Origin of the sequence: Puniceibacterium antarcticum (genome assembly GCF_002760615.1) — a bacterium.
Taxonomy (GTDB): domain Bacteria; phylum Pseudomonadota; class Alphaproteobacteria; order Rhodobacterales; family Rhodobacteraceae; genus Puniceibacterium; species Puniceibacterium antarcticum.
This window is the reverse complement of sequence record NZ_AWWI01000111.1, coordinates 36,453-55,356: the sequence shown is the minus strand read 5'-3', so window position 1 is coordinate 55,356 and position 18,904 is coordinate 36,453. Positions and strand designations below refer to the sequence as shown.

Sequence of the window (18,904 nt, the reverse complement as noted above, 5' to 3'; positions counted from 1 at the left end):
CGATGGGGCGGCGCGCGGTGCCGGGGCCGACCGGGGCCGCGACACCTGCGGGGCCGCCGTCTCGATCACCTCGCCCAGATCCTCGGCCGGGGACGGTGCCACCGCAGCACCCATGGCCATCACCGTCGGCGCCTTGTCCTTCAGCTCCAGCACGATGCGCTGCGCCGTCTTGGGGCCGATCCCCTTCGCCGCCTTGACCGCGTTCATGTCACCCAGCGCAATGGCGCGGCTGACGCCGTCAGGCCCCAGAGTGCCAAGGATCGCCAAAGCCGCCTTGGCCCCGACCCCCTGCACCGACATCAGCAACCGGTGCCATTCCTTTTCCACCAGCGACAGGAACCCGAACAGCTGCAGCAGATCCTCGCGCACCAGCAGATCGGTGAACAGCGCCGCCGCCTCTCCGGCGCGGGGCAAAGACGCCAGCGTCCGGTCCGAACAATAGACGATATAGCCAATCCCATGCACGTCGATCAGCACATGATCGTCGCCCTTGTATTCGATCCGTCCCGCCACGCGCCCGATCATGCCCGCATCTCCCGCAGGACCGGCACCCGGGCGTGATGCGCATGGCAGATCGCGATCGCCAGGGCATCCGCCGCATCCGGGCCGTGAATTTCGGCCCCCTTCAATTGCATCTTCACCATGTGCAGCACCTGTGTCTTGTCCGCGTGGCCCACGCCGACCACTGTCTTCTTGACCTTGTTGGGCGCATATTCCCCAACCTCAAGCCCGAATTGCGCCGGCACCAGCAGCGCAATTGCCCGCGCCTGCCCCAGTTTCAGCGTCGCCACCGCATCCTTGTTCACAAATGTCAGCTCAACCGCCGCCACTTCGGGCGCATACAGGCGCAGAACCTCGGTCAGTTGATGGTGCAGCGACAGCAGGCGCGGGGCCAGTTCCGGCCCGGCACTGGTGCAGACTCCGTTCGCCACGTGCCTGAGTCGGCTGCCGTCGACGTCGATCACGCCCCATCCAAGGTTGCGCAAACCCGGATCTATGCCCAATACCCGCATGCCTGCTGCCCTTTGTTGCTTTGCGGACACAGCTAGCACGAAACGCGAACACGCGCCAAGCCCCGTTGCAGCGACGCCCAAAAACGACAACCCGGAACCAAAGGCGACACTTCCGCGCAAAATTGTCCGTATACGTCCGAAAACAGACACCGGTCCGTCATAATTATTTCAATATTTACGGTATGTTAACCACCAAAACAGCCATGCATCCATTGCATGTGACCCATGCAGACGACGCGACTTGTGCGTTCTTAAACCGCCCACTAGATGAGCATCAACAACTCAAACCGCACACGATATGATAAGGTTCAAGATTATGACCACCGCAAACACTTCGCACTCGTTCGGAACGTTCGGCCACGCGGGCCTGATCGGCAACATCTTCGTCTCCGCGCTGGACACCCCGCGCAGCCGTGACGGCTCCAGCACCTCGGCCCAGATCTTTGGTCTGTTCACCTCGACCTATGCTGCCGTCTCTGCTTGGAACGATTCCCGCATCACCCGCAAGGCTCTGTCGGCCCTGACCGACCGTGAACTGGACGATATCGGCCTGACCCGTGGCGACATCGACGCCGTTGCCCGCCGCTAAGCCTTCTCCCTTCGGGGACGAAAAAGGCCGCGCTCCTCATGGGAACGCGGCCTTTTCTATGTCTGACGATCGCCCGGCAGCACAGGCCGCCGGGACAAGAGCAGCTTGATCAGCTTTTCTGCAGGGTCAGCGTCGTCCATTCGCCGATTTCCTGCCGCTCTTTCAGGCCAATGCCTTGCGCCGCATAGGCCGCAATCACATCATCCGCCTGTTCGTTCAGCAGACCCGACAGGATCGCATAGCCCGCTGGCGCGACGTGCCGCCCCATATCAGGTGCGAGATCAATCAGCGGCGCCTTGAGGATATTGGCAAACACCAGATCGAACGGCGCCGCCGCCGCCAGATCCGGATGACCGAATCCTGCCGCCTCGACGCATTTCACCCGACCGACCAGATCGTTTGCCAGCACATTCGCCTCGGCCACCTCGACCGCGACCTCGTCGATATCGCTCGCCAGCACCACACCCGGCCAGATCCGCGCCGCGCCCATCGCCAGAACCGCCGTGCCACAGCCGATATCGGCCACGCTCTTGCCAACAAATCCACCGTTCGCCAACTGGTCCAGCGCCCGCAGGCAACCTAGCGTCGTGCCGTGATGCCCAGTGCCAAACGCCATCGCCGCCTCGATCAGCAGCGGCTCGCAATCCTCGGGGACCTTGTCCGCATCATGGCTGCCATAGACAAAAAACCGCCCCGCCTCGACCGGCATCAACTCGCGGCGCACTTTGGCGACCCAGTCCGTCTCGGGCAGTTCCGAAATGGCAAAGGCGCGCGCGCCATGGGCCGCCGCCAGCAGCGCCAGTTCGGTTTCGTCGGGCTGTTCCTCGAAATAGCCGCCAACTTCCCACAGGCCGGACCCGTCTTCCACTTCGAACACGCCCACGCCGGTGGGTTCGGGCCAAAGCGCCTCCATACCCTCGCCCAAGGCCTCGGCCGCGTCCTTGCCCATCAGTGTCGTCAGTGCCGTGTAGGTTGTCATGGTTGCGTGCTTTCCCCCGGAACGGGAACAAATTTTTGCGATGCCCGTTGGGCCATCATAGTTTGAAAGGGGTTTACACATGGAACAGGGCGCGCCGCAAGCCGTCGCCAATGCGATCACATCGCTGGATATCTGGGTTCTGGTGGCATATTTTGCTGTGGTCATTGCCATCGGCATCTGGGTCAGCCGACGCACGCAAAGTGGCGATGACCTGTTTCTCGCCGGCCGCTCGCTCACCTGGGGCATCATCGGCTTCTCGCTTTTTGCCTCCAATATTTCCTCGACCACGCTCATCGGCCTGACCGGTGCAGCCTATTCCACCGGCATCGCCACCTCGGCTTATGAATGGATGGCAGGGCTGCCGCTGATCCTGCTGGCCTTCGTCTTTGCGCCGCTCTTTTTCAAATCACGCGTCACCACGATCCCCGAATGGCTCGAACTCCGCTTTGACCGCCGCGCGCGGCTCTACTTCTCTGCCGTCACCATTGTTCTGACCGTCATCGTCGACACGGCCGGCGGGCTGTATGCCGGCGGCGTCGTGGTGCGCACCTTCTTTCCCGACATTCCGATCTGGCAGACCTGCGTCGCCATCGGCCTCTTTGCAGGCCTCTATACCGCCACCGGGGGGCTCAAGGCTGTGGTCTACACCGACGTGTTGCAGGCCATCGTGCTCATCCTCGGCACCGCCGCGATGACATGGATCCTCTTCTCGGACCTCGGCTTTTCGTGGAAGGCCGTCACCGATGCCATGCCAGACCCGAACCACCTGTCGCTGATCCAGCCGCGCTCGGATGAGATCCTGCCCTGGCCGGGCCTGATCCTTGGCGTGCCGTTCCTGGGCTTCTGGTACTGGGTCACCAACCAGTACATCGTTCAGCGTGTCCTTGGCGCGCGCGATCTGCGCGAGGCACAGCGCGGCGCCATCCTCGGCGGGTTTCTCAAGATCATTCCGATGTTCATCATGGTCCTGCCCGGCGCCATGGCGCTCGCGGTGATCCCGAACCTCGAAAACGCCGATCAGGTCTTTCCCACCATCACCGCCACTCTGCTGCCGCCCGGCCTCACCGGCCTCGTGCTCGCAGGCCTTGTCGCCGCGATCATGTCGAGTGTTGATTCCACCCTCAACTCCTCCTCGACGCTGATCAGCCATGACTTTCTGGATGCCCAGAACAAGGAACCGGCAGAACAGCGCCGGATCGGCCGCGTCACCACCCTGATCCTGATGGTTGTGGCCATCCTCTGGGCGCCGTTCATCGACGACATGGGGGGCCTCTGGGAGTACCTGCAACAGGCCTTCTCGATCCTCGTGCCCCCGGTCGTCGCCATCTTCCTGCTCGGCGCGCTGTGGAAAAAGGGCACGGGCGACGCCGCCTTCCTCACGCTCTGCTGCGGCCATGCCGTCTCGCTCGCCTTCTTCGTCGCGACCAAACTCGGCTACTGGCCGCTCCACTACACGACTAACGTGGGCTTGATGACCCTGATCAGCTGCGTGATCTTCTTCATCGTCTCAAACGCAGGCACGCCGCGATCGGATGAGGAGCTCAAAGACGTGGTCTGGTCACCCGACATGGCCTTTGACGCCCTGTCCGACGACGCGCCCGTCTGGAAGAACGTCAAGCTCTGGGCCATGCTGCTGGCCGCCTCGATGATCGCGATCCTGATCCTATTCTGGTAAGGCGCGCGGCCTCCGGGCCCAAAACGACACCGGTACCGCTCAGCCACCTTGGGCGGTACCGTTTGCGGTGCCCCTCTTGCGGCCAAGGGCGCGCTGTGGCCAATTGCGCGGATTACGATCCTATTTTCCCCAAAGTGCAAGACACCCCACATGACAACCAAGTCCCGTACAGGAACCCATTTGACCGTGCTTGCGGTTCTGGGTCTGACCCACCTTCTCAATGACCTAATGCAATCCCTGATCCCGGCAGCCTACCCGCTCCTGAAACAGGCCTATGCGCTGGACTTCGTGCAGATCGGCCTCATCACCCTGACCTTTCAGATCGCCGGCGCCATGCTGCAACCGGTGATCGGCATGATCACCGACAAACATCCCGCCCCCTATTCGCCCGTGGTGGGGATGATGTTCACCCTCTCCGGTCTGGTCTGCCTCGCCTATGCGCTCAGCTACGGCATGATTCTCGCCTCGGTTGCGCTGATCGGCATCGGCTCCTCGATCTTCCACCCCGAGGCAACCCGGATGGCCCGCTATGCCGCCGGGGGCCGTCAGGGCCTCGCGCAGGGGATGTTTCAGGTCGGCGGTCAGGCAGGCGGCGCGCTTGGCCCGGTCTTTGCCGCGCTGATCATTGTGCCCTGGGGCCAGCCGAGCCTCGCGTGGTTCGCAGTCACCGCCCTCATCGCCATGATGCTGCTCACATGGATCGGCAGCAAGCAGCGCCAGATCAGCGCCGAATTCGCGGCCCTTCGCGCGCGCAGCAAAAAGGGCACGGAAACCGCCAGACACGCGTCAAAGACCATTGCCGTGGGCCTCGTCGTGCTGACCCTGCTGATGTTCACCAAGAACGCCTATAGCGAAAGCTTCCGCTCCTTCTACACCTTCTACCTGATCGAACGGTTTGATCTCTCGATCCCCGCCTCGCAGATGATGCTGTTTGTCTTCCTGATGGCGGCTGCAGTGGGCGTGCTGATCGGCGGAATCGTCGGCGACAAGATCGGCCGCTACCGGATCATCTGGTTCTCGGTGCTGGGGCCCCTGCCGCTGACGCTGCTGCTGCCCCATGTCGATCTGTTCTGGACCGGCGTGCTCACCATCATGATCAACCTGATCATGGCCAGCGCCTTCGCCTCGATCCTGATCTACGCGATGGACCTGCTGCCGGACCGGATCGGCCTGATCGGCGGTCTGTTCTACGGGCTGAACTTCGGCCTCGGCGGCATCGCGGCGGCACTGCTCGGCGCGCTGGCCGACAGCTACGGGGTCGAAGCCGTCTATCAGATCTGCGCCTTCCTGCCTCTGGCCGGTCTGCTCACCTGGTTCCTGCCAAGGATCGACGAAACCCGGGCCACGTAACCCCGGCTTCTTCTCTTTCCAAATACGCAAAACCCGCGCCCTCAACAGGCGCGGGTTTTATATGATGTACCTTAGCCACCGGCGGCGTTCGCCCGCCTGTCAGCCATACGCTTTACATACGCAAACCATACGGTTTCCAGCCTGCGGATTGGCGTCAGTTGCGGATCTTCCAGCCGGTCTTGAAGATCCACCAGATCGCGCCCATGCACAGCCCGGTGAACAGCCCGATCGCCAGCAGGCTCAGCCCGATCGGCACATCCGCCATGCCAAAGAATGCCCAGCGGAACCCGGAAATCAGATAGACCACAGGGTTGAAAAGCGCCACCGCCTGCCAGGCCTCCGGCAGCATGGAAATCGAATAGAACGACCCGCCCAGAAACACGAGAGGTGTCACCACCAGCAGCGGAACCAGTTGTAATTGCTCGAAATTCCCGGCCCATATCCCGATGATGAAGCCGAAGAGCGAAAAGCTGAGACAGGTCAGAACCAGAAACAGCAGCATGGCAATCGGGTGCTGAATGCTCAGATCCACGAACAGCGCTGCGGTGCCCAGAATCACCAGGCCGATGAACATCGCCTTGGTCGCCGCCGCCCCCACATAGCCCATCACGATCTCAAGGAAACTGATCGGTGCGGACAGCAATTCATAGATCGTGCCAATGAATTTCGGGAAATAGATCCCGAAGGAAGCATTTGAAATCGCTTGGGTAATCACGCTCAGCATGATCAGCCCCGGCACGATGAAGGCACCATAAGACACGCCTTCAACCTGCTCGATCCGGCTCCCGATGGCCGCGCCAAAGACCACAAAATAAAGCGAGGTCGAAATGACCGGAGAGATGAAACTTTGCATCAATGTGCGGAAAAACCGCGCCATTTCAAAGATATAGATTGCCTTGACCGCTTGCCAGTTCATGCCGCGCCCTCCTCTTCATGCACAAGCCCGACAAAGATGTCCTCAAGCGAATTCTGACTGGTCGCCAGATCCCGCAGCACCAGCCCGGCCGCGCTCATCGCCGCCATCAGCTTGGCAATCCCCGTCCGCTCGGCCCGTGTGTCATAGGTATAAATCAGCGCCTCGCCACCTTCTGCCATCTGCAGATTGAACTCAGCAAGCTCCTGAGGAATATCGGAAATTCTGCCTTGCAACTCGATGCGCAGCTGCTTCTGTCCCATCCGGGTCATCAGCGCATCCTTATCCTCGACCAGCAGCAACTGCCCCTTGTTGATCACGCCAATCCGGTCGGCAATCGCCTCAGCCTCTTCGATGTAGTGGGTCGTCAGGATGATCGTCACGCCATCGGCCTTCAGCCCGGCCACAATCTCCCACATATCGCGGCGCAACTCGACATCCACACCAGCGGTGGGTTCATCAAGGAACAGAACACGCGGCTCATGGCTCAGCGCCTTGGCAATCAGCACCCGCCGTTTCATGCCTCCCGAAAGCGCGCGGATCGCCGTATCCTTCTTGTCCCACAGCGACAACTGACGCAGGATCTTTTCAATCAGCTTGTCATCCTTGGCCTTGCCGAACAGCCCGCGCGAAAACCGCACCGTGCGCCAGACCGTCTCGAACGGTTCAAGGTTCACCTCCTGCGGCACCAGCCCCACAAGGTTGCGCGCCGCGCGAAAGTCGCTGACCACATCATGTCCACCGACCCGGATGCGGCCAGACGTCGGCTGCGCAAGCCCGCAAACCGCTGAAATCAGGGTTGTTTTACCCGCACCATTCGGCCCGAGCAGCGCAAGGATCTCTCCTTCGGCGATGTTCAGCGTGACACCTTTGAGCGCTTCAAAGCCGCCGTCATAGACCTTTTTGACATTTTCGATCTCAACAATTGCTGCCATGGGGCACCTCCAAATTCTTGTGCGCAACCTAAGCCGGTCGCCCCGGAACGCAATGCGCATTCCGAGAGGGCGCCTGTGCGGGTGATTTTCGCAGGTGCAAATCACGCCGCGTCAAGATACCTCACTCTCCATGACCACAGAGAACCTCAACCGCCCCACACTCGGTATCCTGCTGATCTGCATCGGGATCTGCGCCATCTCGGTCAACGATCTGTTGATCAAGCTGCTGTCGGGCGGCTACCCACTGCACCAGATCATCGCGATCCGGTCGGGGATCGCGATCTTCTTTGCCCTCACCTTCGTGCAGATCGAAGGCGGATTTGCCATTCTGCGCACCAAAACCCCGGGCCTGCACCTGCTGCGCGGCCTGCTGGTGGTTCTGGCCAACATGACCTTTTACGCCGCAGTCGCGGTGATGCCTCTGGCGCAGGCGACAGCGCTGTTCTTCGTCGCCCCGCTGTTCATCACGCTGCTGTCGATTCCCGTCCTTGGGGAAAAGGTCGGCCCCCTGCGACTGGGCGCAGTACTGGTCGGATTTGCAGGGGTTGTGGTGATGCAACAGCCTTGGACGTCTCAAGGTGTCGCACTCTCCCGCCTGACGCTCTTGCTGCCGGTCATCGCCGCGCTGCTTTATGCGATGATGCAGGTCCTCACCCGCAAACTCGGCGTCACCACCCGCGCCTCTGCGATGGCCGTCTACATTCAGGGCATGTTCATTCTGGTCTCGGCAGGGTTTTTCCTGATCGCCGGGGATGGCAGCTATGCTGACGGCGTCGACAACAAAAGCCTGCAATTCCTTTTGCGCGCCTGGATCGTGCCACCCCAAAGCGACTGGGCCGTGTTCGCGGGGCTTGGCTGCGCCTCGGGCATCATCGGCTATTGCCTCAGCGCCGCCTATCGATTGGCCGCTGCTGCCACCGTCGCCCCATTCGAATATCTCGGCCTGCCGCTGGCCATTTTCTGGGGCTGGAACGTCTTTGGCGACTGGCCCGCCCTGCCCGTCTGGATCGGCTGCGCCCTCATCGTGGGCGCAGGCCTCTTCGTCTTTCTGCGCGAACAAACCCGTGCCCGCCCCACACCCGGGCGCCGCACACGCCCGTTCAGGCGCTGAGTAACAGTTTCATCTGCCCCTAAATATCCCGGGGGAGTCCGCAGGACGGGGGCAGCGCCCCCGCACAGCCCTCAGGCCCCGCGCACCGTGTCGATCATCAGCTGCACATTCTCAGGATCCGCATCCGGCGTGATTCCGTGGCCAAGGTTAAAGATATGCGGACCCTTGGAAAATGCCTGCACCACCCGCCGCGTCTCAGACACCAGCGCATCACCCCCGGTCACCATATGGGCCGAGGCAAGGTTGCCCTGCACACAGCCGTCGATCTGCACATGTTCAGCCGCCCATTCGGGCGTCACGCTGTCATCCACAGCCACGCAATCCGCCCCGGTCTTGGCGTGAAACCCGATATATCCATCGCCCGCCTGACGAGGAAACGCGATGACCGGAATGCCCGGGTGACGCCGCTTCAGCGCCTCTGTGATGATCCGCGCCGGTTCCTGCGCGTATTTCACGAAATCCTCGCCTTTCAGCGACCCCGCCCAGCTGTCGAATATCTTGACCACCTCGGCCCCCGCCTCGATCTGGCGGGACAGATATTCGATCGTGCCCTCGGTGATCTTGCCCAGCAGTTGCTCGAACAGCAGGCGGTTGCCCTGCATCAACGCATGGGCCGGTCCCTGATCCGGGGTGCCCTGCCCGGCAATCATATAGGTCGCGACGGTCCAGGGCGCGCCGGCGAAACCGATCAGCGTCGTCTCTTCGGGCAGTTCGCGGCGCAGGATCTTGATCGTCTCGTAGACCGGCGCCAGCGTGTCGTCGATCGCATGCACGGGCTTGAGCGCCGCAAAATCCGATTCGGAAGTGATGGTGGACAGCCGCGGGCCCTCACCCGTCACAAACCACAGATCCGCGCCCAGTGCCTGCGGCAGCAGCAGAATATCGGCAAACAGAATTGCCGCGTCAAAGCCATAGCGGCGGATCGGTTGCAGCGTCACCTCGGCTGCCAGTTCGGGGTTATAACACAGAGACAGGAAATCGCCGGCCTGGGCGCGAGTCGCCTTGTATTCGGGCAGATAGCGCCCGGCCTGGCGCATCATCCAGATGGGCGGCGTGGGCAGGGTTTCGCCGGCAAGTGCGCGCAGGATGGTCTTGGTCATTCGGAACTGTCCTCTTCGGTTTACAGGTTGGTCCGATGCCAGCGCGGATATGTCAACCCAAAGGAGCCCAAGAAGGAGGATTGTCAGGCCAGATTGACGCGGCTAAGCCTATGCCTATGAGAAATGATTTGCCCACACCCGCCGCACCTCTGCGCATCGGAACCCGCGGTTCGCCGCTGGCGCTGGCGCAGGCAAACGAGACCCGCGACAGGCTTGCCCAGGCCTTTGATCTGCCGCACGAGGCGTTTTCGATCGTGGTGATCAAGACGACCGGCGACCGCGTGCTGGACCGACCGCTGAAAGAGATCGGCGGCAAGGGTTTGTTCACCCGCGAGATCGAAGAGGATCTTCTGTCCGGTGCCATCGACATCGCCGTTCATTCGATGAAGGACATGCCGGTGCTGCAGCCCGAGGGCCTGATGCTCGACACCTATCTGCCACGAGAGGATACACGCGACGCCTTCATCTCGCCCGAGTTCAGCGGCATCGACCAGCTTGCGCCGGGTGCAGTGGTCGGCACCTCGTCCCTGCGGCGTCGCGCGCAGCTTTTGCACAAACGGCCTGATCTCACGGTGGTGGAATTCCGTGGCAACATGCAGACCCGGCTGAAAAAGCTCGGTGATGGCGTGGCGAGTTGTACCTTTCTTGCCATGGCCGGGCTGAACCGGATGCAGATCCCCGGTGTGCCCCACACCCCCATCGACACGGATCACATGCTGCCCGCCGTGGCACAGGGCGCCATCGGGATCGAACGGCGCGCTGACGATGAGCGCGTGGCGGAAATGCTGATGGCGATTCACCACATCCCCACCGGTCAGCGTCTGGCGGCGGAACGCGCGTTTCTGACTCGGCTGGATGGCTCGTGCGAGACGCCGATTGCCGGCCTGGCCGAGCTTGATGGCACCACCCTGACCCTGCGCGGCGAAGTGCTGCGCCCGGATGGGTCAGTCGCGCACAAAGGCCATCGCTCGGGGCCAATTCCCGACGGTGCCGCGATGGGCGCGGATCTGGCGGCAGAACTGCTCGACATCGCCGGTCCCGGATTCTTCGACTGGCACACAGGCGCGGAAAAGGTCTGAGGACTGCAGGAGGAAGGCCAGCAGAGGCCTTCCTCCCGAAAGCTGTCAGTCCGGAAACACCTTCCCCGGGTTGAGGATGCCACGGGGATCAAGCGCCGCCTTGATTGCCTTCATCGCCGCGACGGCCACCTTGTCCTTGCGCCGTGCCATGCTGGGCCGTTTGGTCAAACCGATCCCGTGCTCGGCTGAAAACGACCCGCCCAAAGACAGAACCTCGTCCTCGACCACCTCCATGATCGCATCGCAACACGCCGGGTCGGTATTCTCTGGCCAGACGGTGTAGTGAACATTGCCGTCGCCCAGATGCGATACGACCAGAACGTTCGCGCCCGGGTCCAGCTCTGCCAGCCGTTTATCCATCCTGTCCAGAAACACCGACACCTTGTCGACTGGAACCGCGATGTCGTTGTTCACCAATGGCTTGTGCGAAACCGCCAATGTGCCCGCCACCTCACGCCGCGCCCAGATCTCGGCGCGCTGCGATTCGTTCTGCGCCACGACAGCGTCCAGAACAGCGCCGCGTTCCAGCATGTCGCCAAGCACGCCCTCAAGCAGCCCTACCAAAGGCACCTCTCCGTCAGGCCCCGGCGTCGCGTCGCGCGGGGCGGTGGTTGCGACCTCGACCATGATGCAATGGGCGTATTCGGTATCAAAAACGGGGCGGGACTGCGGCGCGTAGCGGGCGTATTCCGCCAGATAGTCCTGCGGCATATATTCAAACGCCTCGACCGCGCCGCCCGTTACGGCCTGCAACGCATGTAGCAGCGACAGCGCCTCATCCAGTGACGACACCGCGACCATCGCCGTGGCGGTGGCAGCGGGTTTCGGCACCAGCTTCAGCACGGCCTGGGTGATCACGCCCAGCGTGCCCTCCGCCCCGATCATCAGATGTTTGAGGTTCAGACCGGAGTTGTCCTTGTGCAGTTCTGACATCAGGTTCATCACCTGTCCGTCGGCCATCACGACTTCGATTCCCAACACCAGATCGCGGGTATTGCCATAGCGCAGCACGTTGGACCCGCCGGCATTGGTGCTGAGGAACCCGCCAACCATACAGGACCCACGGGCTCCAAAGGTCAGCGGAAACACCAGCCCCTGCGCCAGCGCCGCCTCGTGCAGGGACGCGAGGATTCCCCCCGCCTCGACCACCGCCAGCCGCGCCTCGGCCCGGATTTCGCGCACCTTGTTCATACGGTCGAGCGACAGCATGATTGCGCCCTCTCCCACCGTGCCGCCAGCCAGACCTGTGTTGCCAGAGACAGGCACAACCGGCACCCTTGCATCATAGGCGATTTTCATCACGGCAGAGACCTCTGCAGTGGACCGTGGCCGGACCACACAAACTGGCGTCCAGGTGTAGACCCCCGTCCAGTCCTGCGACCAGGGCGCAGCATCGTCGCCGGTCAGAACTGCGCCGTCACCCAAAGCGCGTCGCAATGCATCGTTTAGATCCTCCATCACTCCGGCACCCTAAACGTCAGAGAGGCCCAGAGGGATTCCCACGCGTGGTCATCCTGCGTTTCCGGATCCAGTTCGTTGAACACCACCGAATCGACCAGATATTCATGCCCCGTCTGAACCGGCAGGGTGACGAGGCCCTGATCATCAGTGCGATGCAGGGTCGACACCCCCTTGGACTCGCCCGGGGCCTTGTCGAACAGTTCGACCTGCACATCGGCGCGGGGCGCGCCCTCATAAAGTACCTGCACATTAAAACCATTCGACAGATCATCGGTATAGGGATTGGTCAGCGCGACAATCTCGGTCCGCAGACCCATCTCGCGATCCGCACCCGCGCTAGTGCCCACGCCGATCAGGCTTTTGGCAAAGCGTGTGTAGCGTTCGCGCACGCGATCCTTGGTAAGGCCGCGTTCAAGGTGCCGTTCCTGCGCCCAGACGATATCCTTGTGTTCGGTGAACGACACAAACGTTTCCCACTTGGGATAGGTCAGGGAATAGTCGCGGGTGACATGCACCACGACGGCCAGACCATCCCCCGGGGCGGCCATGTTCAGCGCAGGCCGATCCCCGGCCCGGCCTTCGACGGACCTGACAGCATCGCCCTGAATCAGCTCAAACCGGGTGAAGTTTGCAGGCACATAAGGATAGGCCGAGCCTTCAAAGCTTTGGCCCACGCGCAGATCTGCCTTTAGAGGCACGCCGTCAGCGACCTGATAGTCAACCGGCGAGATCCAGAATTCATGCGCTGCGGCGGGGAGCGCCGCTGAAAGCGCCACCACAAAACTCAGCGCCTTTGGGAGAGTTCCGAGAAATGACATGGCTTACCCCGCCGCCCTGACCTGCTGACGCTGCACGCCAAGGCCAGCAACACCCAGCTCCATCACATCGCCGGGTTTCAGGTAGACCGGAGGTTTCATGCCCATGCCGACGCCCGGCGGGGTGCCGGTCGCGATCACATCACCTGGGTGCAGCGACATGAACTGCGACAGATGCGCGATGATCTGCGCCACGGTAAAATGCATCGTCCGTGTGGTTCCGTCCTGCCGCCGCTGCCCGTTCACATCCAGATACAGCGCCAGATCCTGCGGATCGCCGACCTCGTCCGGGGTAACGAGCCAAGGACCGATGGGGCCGAAGGTGTCTGCCGATTTTCCCTTGATCCACTGGCCAGAGCGACGGATCTGAAAATCACGCTCGCTGATATCATTGATAACGCAATAGCCTGCTACGTATTCCAGCGCCTCTGCCTCGGTCACATATTTCGCGGTCTTGCCGATGACAAAACCCAGTTCGACCTCCCAATCGGTGGATTTTGAACCTCGGGGAATTTCGACATCGTCATTGGGGCCAATTATGCAGGAGGTCGCCTTGGAAAACACGATGGGTTCCTGCGGCAGGTCCATGCCAGATTCGGCGGCATGATCAGCATAGTTCAACCCGATCGCCAAAAATTTGCCCACGCCCCCGACACAGGGACCGATGCGCGGCGTGCCGGTGACTTCGGGCAGGTTTGCCACCTCCAATTCCGCCAGAGAGGCAAGGTTCTGCGGATTCAGCGAGTCACCCGAGAGATCCGTCATATAGGCCGACAGATCGCGCAGCGTTCCGTTTGCATCCAGCATGCCCGGCTTTTCGGCGCCCGTCGGGCCGTATCTCAGAAATTTCATGGCAGTTCGCTCCCTCAAGATGTCGTGCGCAACACTAGAGGGAATTGGCGCGACTTCAATCGTTGGTCCCGCGTATCAGAACCGGACTGCGTCAGGCCGTGTGATTCAGCCGGGTCTCCAGTTCCTTGGCATAAGTCTTAACCCGCGACTGAAATTTGTCCGCAAGCTTGCCCCGCGCCAGCTTCATCGGCTGCATCAAGAGCCGGGCCGACATGGTTTTGGGCAACATATCCACCACGACATCGACCCGGGTCTCAACCGAGGTCAGCGCGACCAGATCGACCCGCGCCTGAAGCTCGATCCCTGCCGAGACGGCGACAAAGGCCATGGCATTGGGCGGCACATATTCGGTCAGCGTCACGGTGATCTCGCGCATCTTGTCATTCAGCTCAAACGCCGATGACCAGCGCGAACCCACCCCCGTGGCATCGCCATCGTCGGTGCGCTGCACCTCGCCACCCTGCTGGGTGACCGCCGCCAGTATCGCCTCAAAATCGCTGAGTTCGGCAAAAACCTGATCCAGCGGTGCCTTGATGTCTTCCTGTGCCGTGAAATTCACGCGCATTCCCCCCCGTGTCTTGTTCTCTGCCGTTTCCGGGCCCCTATTCCAGCGTATCCGCCAGCCAGTTGCGCAGCAGGAAATGCGCGATGGCCCCGTTGCGCGCAGGCAGGATCTCGGCATGTTCCCCGGCAAAGGCCAGCGCCAGTTCTTCGCGGCTGACCCAACGGGCCTCTTCGATCTCGACCGGGTCGATGGTGATCTCTTCACTGATCGCCTCGCCCCTGCAACCGATCATCAGCGATGCGGGAAACGGCCAGGGCTGGCTGGCGAGATAACTGACGGCGCCGACCTGAACGCCCGCCTCTTCGAACACCTCACGGCGCACCGCCGCCTCGATCGTCTCGCCCGGCTCAACGAAACCGGCAAGGCAGGAATACATGCCTGTCGGCCAGCCCGGAGAACGGCCAAGCAGCACGGAATTGCCGCGCAGGATAAGCATGATCACCACCGGATCGGTGCGCGGAAAGTGGTGTGTGCCGCAGGCGGGGCAGATTCTCTGCCAACCCGCCTGCATCACATCTGACGCCGCGCCGCACTTGGCACAGAACCCATGCCCGCCATGCCAGGCAAAAATCGCCTTGGCGCTGGCGGCGAGTTCGGCGTCGCGCGGGCTGAGCGCAGTCATCACGCGGCGCAGTTCGGCAAAGCGCTCACCGGGGGCAAGGCTGGGATGCATCTGCTCGCTCGGGTCGGCAAAGGCACCGAGATTCGTCAGATCCACATTCTCGGGCTGCCAGGCGGAAATGTCGTGGGCAAACCGTGCGGCACCGTCTTCGCGCCCCATGAAGATAGGCGCTTGACGCGCCTCAGCCAGAACGTGGTGATCCAGCGGCAGGCGCACCAGATCCAGCGCGCCCTCTTCGCCCGAGACCAGCGGCTTGCCCTGCCAGAGCACCACGGTGCGGGTGTCGGGCATCTGCATCGCCGCCGCCAGTGCCGGAATATCGCCGCGCAACTCTGCAGCGCGATCCAAAGCCGAGCCGCCGAATGTCACCTCTTCTGCATGCCGCATATCGTACCTTTCCTGACCCGCTGTATCGCGCATGCCATGCCATGCGCACGCGTATGAGGCAAATGCCTTTCAGGCCGGGATCACCGTGCGACGAACCCAGATCAATGGCAAAAGCGTAGTTCGGTTGCCTGAGATTTGCGCATTGCCGCAACGGAAGCTCCGCCGATTTTGATCCGGATTGCACAAACTGGCACATCCAATGTCACAATTCTGGTTAACATAGCCCCGACCACAGATTTGAGAACACAGCATGTCAGATTCGAAGCGCTCCGAACTCAGCCGTCGTCATTTCATGGCAGGGACAGCCGCAGGCAGCGCCTTGATCGCATTACATCCCTTTTCTGCGTTTGCCGCCAACGGGCAAGTGCATCTCAGACTGCTTGAGACCACCGATCTGCATGTGCACGTGCACCCCTACGATTATTACGCCGACAAACCGGTCGACACGGTCGGTCTGGCCCGGACCGCCGGCATCATCAACGACATCCGCGCTGAGGCGACGAACAGCCTGCTGCTGGATAATGGCGATTTCCTTCAGGGCAATCCGTTGGGTGACTACATCGCCTATGAACGCGGAATGAAGGCGGGGGATATGCACCCTGTGATCACCGCCATGAACACGCTGGGGTATGATGGCGGGACCATCGGCAACCATGAATTCAACTACGGCCTCGACTTTCTGATGAAGTCCACCGCCGGGGCGGAGTTCCCCATCGTTCTGGCCAATATCGCAACCAAATCAGGTGCGGGTGCGCGTGATGATACCACCCTGTTCAAACCTTACGTTATTCTGGACCGCAGCGTGAGCGATGGCGTCGGCACCAGCCACCCGATCAGGGTCGGTGTGATCGGCTTTACCCCGCCGCAGGTGATGAACTGGGACCGCCAGCACCTCGAAGGCAACGTCGCGGCACGCGACATCGTCACCACCGCCGAAGCCTGGGTGCCCGAGATGAAAGAGGCCGGTTGCGACCTCATCATCGCCCTGTCCCATTCCGGTATCGGCGCGGCGCAACCCGACGACGGGATGGAGAATGCATCGGTGCCCGTCGCTGCTGTTGACGGGATCGACGCGGTGATGACCGGCCACTCGCACCTTGTCTTTCCCTCCCCCACCTATGACGGCTACGCAGCCGTTGACGTAACCAAAGGCACGATCCACGGAAAACCCGCCACAATGGGCGGCTTCTGGGGCAGCCATCTGGGCGTGATCGACCTGCTGCTGGAACGCGAGGGCAACGTCTGGCGTGTCGTCTCGACCACCTCAGAGGCGCGGCCGATTTTCCAGCGCAACGAAGACCGCAGCATCACGGCGCTTGTGGACAGCGATCCCGTCGTGATTGCAGCGAGCCAGAAGGAACACGAGGAAACGCTTGAATACATCCGGCGTCCCGTGGGCAAGACCTCGGCACCGCTGCAATCCTATTTTGCGCTGGTGGCCGATGACCCCTCGGTTCAGATCGTGTCGATTGCCCAGACCTGGTACATCAGCCAGATGATGCAGGGCACCGAATACGAGGGCCTGCCGATCCTGTCTGCTGCGGCCCCTTTCAAGGCAGGCGGTCGTGGCGGGCCGGACTATTACACCGATGTGCCGGTTGGTGACGTGGCGATCAAGAATGTCGCCGACCTTTATCTTTACCCCAACACGGTCCGCGCGGTGAAGGTGACAGGGGCGGAACTGCATGGCTGGCTTGAACGCTCCGCCGGTATGTTCAATCAGGTGACACCGGGCAAGGCAGATCAACCGCTGCTGAACCCCGATTTCCCGAGCTACAATTTCGACGTGATCGACGGGGTGACCTACAAGATCGACCTATCGCAGCCATCCCGGTTCGACCCCAAGGGTGAATTGCTGAATCCCGAGGCACGTCGAATCGTGGATCTGGCCCATGATGGCACACCTGTTGATCCCGCTCAGGACTTCATCATCGCCACCAACAACTACCGCGCGGGCGGGGGCGGGGTCTTTCCCGGCGCGCTTGGTGACACCATCGTGTTCGAGGGACCGGATACAAACCGTGACGTGCTTGTTCGCTATATCGTCGAACAGGGCACCATAAACCCCTCTGCCGATGCGAACTGGTCCTTTGCGCCGCTGCCCGATACCTCGGTCCTGTTCGAGACGGGACCCAAGGCACGAATCTATGTGGACAGCATCAGCAGCCTGACGCTGGAGGATACCGGGGAAACCGCAGAGGGATTTGCACAGTTTCGCATTCTCCTTTAGCGGGCGGGCTTTTTACACCCCGGGACGCAGAGTGCCGCTATAGGGGCGACCCTTGCCCTCATTCATGCCTGCAAGAGGCTTGGATCTTTGTACCAAGATGCAGAGAGATGTCCTGATTGCCTGCCACGTTAAGCCCCTGCGTCGGCCACAGCCATCTCGACTCCTTCTCAGCCGCATGATTTATGCGGGGCGCAAACGCTTTCAAAGGATCCCATCATGCTGCGCCTCATTCTTCTTCTCGTCGCCGTCGGTCTTCTGGGCGCCTGGCTCACCCGCCCGAGCGAGGATCAGGCGAAATCCGAGATGCGCGCCACGATCATTGCGACCCTCACCACCGAGGATACCAATGGCAAGGATCCGGTCACCTCAGCTGCGCTGATGGGCTGCCGCATGAACCCCGAAGGATGCTATGATCTGGTCAGTTCCGGGCTAAAGACAACCTATGAGGACCGCACATTCTATTCAGTCTTCACGGCAACCGGGTTCGACCGCAGCGCCACCTGCTACGGTGCCTTCACAAAATTCACCTGCCCCGGCGGCTTTGCCCCCCAATGATCGAGGGTAGGACCTATAGCGCCGTGTTCTTTGACCTCGACGGTACACTGATCGACACCGAGCGCCTTGGTCTTGCCGCCGGTCAGGCTGCCATGGCGATGCTCGGCCATGATGTCGAACAGTCATTCTTGCACCAGCTGATCGGAAAAGACCGTGACTCCGGCGCGGAGATCCTGCGCGCGCATCTGCCAGACCTAGATCTTGAGGCACTTGACCATCACTGGGAAGTCGAATCCCACCGCCTGCATAAGGCAGGGATCGACCTCAAACCCGGTGTTCTGACGCTGCTTGACGAACTTGCGGCCCGCAAGATGCCGCGTGCCATCGTCACTTCGTCGCAGTCCCGCTCGGCGCAGGAAAAGCTCGCCATGACCGGCCTTGATCGCTATTTTTCTACCGTCGTGACCGTGAACTGCGTCACCCGTGCAAAACCGGCACCGGATGCCTATCTTCTGGCAGCACAGCGTCTGGATGTAGACCCCGCCACATGTCTGGTTTTCGAGGACAGCGATACCGGCGCGCAAGCCGCACACAGCGCCGGGATGCGTGTGGTGCAGGTCCCCGACCTGCTCCCCACCGCCGGGCTACATGCCCATCACGTCGCAGACACACTGATCAACGGTGCCCGCGCCGCCGGATTGTAAGACACGCGAAAGCCGGGTTGCGAATCCGT

19 protein-coding genes are annotated in these 18,904 nt (G+C 61.7%); 8 read left to right on the top strand and 11 right to left on the bottom strand.

What is annotated here, in order from left to right; genetic code table 11:
- Both ruvA and ruvC read right to left on the bottom strand, forming a co-directional pair.
- Positions 1-525, bottom strand: a 525-nt coding sequence (gene ruvA / locus P775_RS15605) for a Holliday junction branch migration protein RuvA (protein ID WP_099911846.1), incomplete at its 3' end; no start/stop codon positions are given.
- On the bottom strand, positions 522-1,013 hold the full coding sequence (ruvC, locus tag P775_RS15600; RefSeq protein WP_099911845.1) for a crossover junction endodeoxyribonuclease RuvC: 492 nt from the start codon (positions 1,011-1,013) through the stop codon (positions 522-524). The genes ruvC and ruvA, both read right to left, overlap by 4 nt.
- 316 nt (positions 1,014-1,329) lie before the next feature.
- On the opposite strand from ruvC, the gene P775_RS15595 reads away from it, so the two are divergent.
- Positions 1,330-1,602, top strand: coding sequence for a DUF1127 domain-containing protein (locus P775_RS15595; RefSeq protein WP_099911844.1), 273 nt, complete (start codon positions 1,330-1,332; stop codon positions 1,600-1,602).
- A 109-nt stretch (positions 1,603-1,711) separates the two neighbouring features.
- Here P775_RS15595 and P775_RS15590 read toward each other — a convergent pair whose 3' ends face one another.
- Positions 1,712-2,581 (bottom strand): 50S ribosomal protein L11 methyltransferase, encoded by an 870-nt coding sequence (locus P775_RS15590; protein WP_099911843.1) that lies wholly within the window; start codon positions 2,579-2,581, stop codon positions 1,712-1,714.
- A 79-nt stretch (positions 2,582-2,660) separates the two neighbouring features.
- Here P775_RS15590 and P775_RS15585 point away from each other — a divergent pair, with 79 nt between their 5' ends.
- Positions 2,661-4,256 carry a sodium:solute symporter gene (locus tag P775_RS15585; protein WP_099911842.1) on the top strand — a complete coding sequence of 532 codons (1,596 nt, stop codon included), beginning with the start codon at positions 2,661-2,663 and terminating at the stop codon, positions 4,254-4,256.
- A gap of 150 nt (positions 4,257-4,406) precedes the next feature.
- Complete coding sequence (locus P775_RS15580) at positions 4,407-5,606, top strand: MFS transporter (protein ID WP_099911841.1); 1,200 nt, start codon at positions 4,407-4,409, stop codon at positions 5,604-5,606.
- A gap of 154 nt (positions 5,607-5,760) precedes the next feature.
- On the opposite strand, the gene P775_RS15575 is transcribed toward P775_RS15580, so the two are convergent.
- Positions 5,761-6,522: an ABC transporter permease gene (locus tag P775_RS15575; RefSeq protein ID WP_099911840.1), complete on the bottom strand. Its 762-nt coding sequence runs from the start codon at positions 6,520-6,522 to the stop codon at positions 5,761-5,763.
- Positions 6,519-7,454, bottom strand: a complete 936-nt coding sequence (locus tag P775_RS15570; protein ID WP_099911839.1) for an ABC transporter ATP-binding protein — start codon at positions 7,452-7,454, stop codon at positions 6,519-6,521. The genes P775_RS15575 and P775_RS15570 overlap by 4 nt, the downstream gene beginning before the upstream one ends.
- 130 nt (positions 7,455-7,584) lie before the next feature.
- Here P775_RS15570 and P775_RS15565 point away from each other — a divergent pair, with 130 nt between their 5' ends.
- Positions 7,585-8,565, top strand: coding sequence for a DMT family transporter (locus P775_RS15565; RefSeq protein ID WP_099911838.1), 981 nt, complete (start codon positions 7,585-7,587; stop codon positions 8,563-8,565).
- 71 nt (positions 8,566-8,636) lie between these two features.
- On the opposite strand, the gene hemE is transcribed toward P775_RS15565, so the two are convergent.
- Positions 8,637-9,665, bottom strand: a complete 1,029-nt coding sequence (gene hemE, locus P775_RS15560; RefSeq protein WP_099911837.1) for a uroporphyrinogen decarboxylase — start codon at positions 9,663-9,665, stop codon at positions 8,637-8,639.
- Between the two features lie 116 nt (positions 9,666-9,781).
- Here hemE and hemC point away from each other — a divergent pair, with 116 nt between their 5' ends.
- Positions 9,782-10,744, top strand: coding sequence for a hydroxymethylbilane synthase (gene hemC, locus P775_RS15555; RefSeq protein WP_099911848.1), 963 nt, complete (start codon positions 9,782-9,784; stop codon positions 10,742-10,744).
- Between the two features lie 45 nt (positions 10,745-10,789).
- On the opposite strand, the gene P775_RS15550 is transcribed toward hemC, so the two are convergent.
- From P775_RS15550 to nudC, 5 genes are all read right to left on the bottom strand, one after another.
- Positions 10,790-12,202, bottom strand: a complete 1,413-nt coding sequence (locus P775_RS15550; protein WP_099911836.1) for an FAD-binding oxidoreductase — start codon at positions 12,200-12,202, stop codon at positions 10,790-10,792.
- Entirely contained in the window at positions 12,202-13,023 is an 822-nt protein-coding gene (locus P775_RS15545; protein WP_099911835.1) for a DUF4198 domain-containing protein, read from the bottom strand. Before P775_RS15545 ends, P775_RS15550 begins: the two co-directional genes overlap by 1 nt.
- Positions 13,024-13,026: 3 nt before the next feature.
- Positions 13,027-13,872 carry a fumarylacetoacetate hydrolase family protein gene (locus P775_RS15540; RefSeq protein WP_099911834.1) on the bottom strand — a complete coding sequence of 282 codons (846 nt, stop codon included), beginning with the start codon at positions 13,870-13,872 and terminating at the stop codon, positions 13,027-13,029.
- A gap of 91 nt (positions 13,873-13,963) precedes the next feature.
- Positions 13,964-14,431 carry an SRPBCC family protein gene (locus tag P775_RS15535; RefSeq protein WP_180287462.1) on the bottom strand — a complete coding sequence of 156 codons (468 nt, stop codon included), beginning with the start codon at positions 14,429-14,431 and terminating at the stop codon, positions 13,964-13,966.
- Positions 14,432-14,474: 43 nt separating this feature from the next.
- Positions 14,475-15,446: an NAD(+) diphosphatase gene (gene nudC, locus P775_RS15530; RefSeq protein WP_099911832.1), complete on the bottom strand. Its 972-nt coding sequence runs from the start codon at positions 15,444-15,446 to the stop codon at positions 14,475-14,477.
- A 250-nt stretch (positions 15,447-15,696) separates the two neighbouring features.
- Here nudC and P775_RS15525 point away from each other — a divergent pair, with 250 nt between their 5' ends.
- The 3 genes from P775_RS15525 to P775_RS15515 all read left to right on the top strand — a co-directional run bounded on the left by P775_RS15525 (position 15,697) and on the right by P775_RS15515 (position 18,875).
- Positions 15,697-17,676, top strand: a complete 1,980-nt coding sequence (locus tag P775_RS15525; protein ID WP_099911831.1) for a bifunctional 2',3'-cyclic-nucleotide 2'-phosphodiesterase/3'-nucleotidase — start codon at positions 15,697-15,699, stop codon at positions 17,674-17,676.
- A 216-nt stretch (positions 17,677-17,892) separates the two neighbouring features.
- Positions 17,893-18,231 carry a hypothetical protein gene (locus tag P775_RS15520; RefSeq protein ID WP_099911830.1) on the top strand — a complete coding sequence of 113 codons (339 nt, stop codon included), beginning with the start codon at positions 17,893-17,895 and terminating at the stop codon, positions 18,229-18,231.
- Positions 18,228-18,875 carry an HAD family hydrolase gene (locus P775_RS15515; protein ID WP_099911829.1) on the top strand — a complete coding sequence of 216 codons (648 nt, stop codon included), beginning with the start codon at positions 18,228-18,230 and terminating at the stop codon, positions 18,873-18,875. Before P775_RS15520 ends, P775_RS15515 begins: the two co-directional genes overlap by 4 nt.
- Positions 18,876-18,904: the final 29 nt, after the last annotated feature.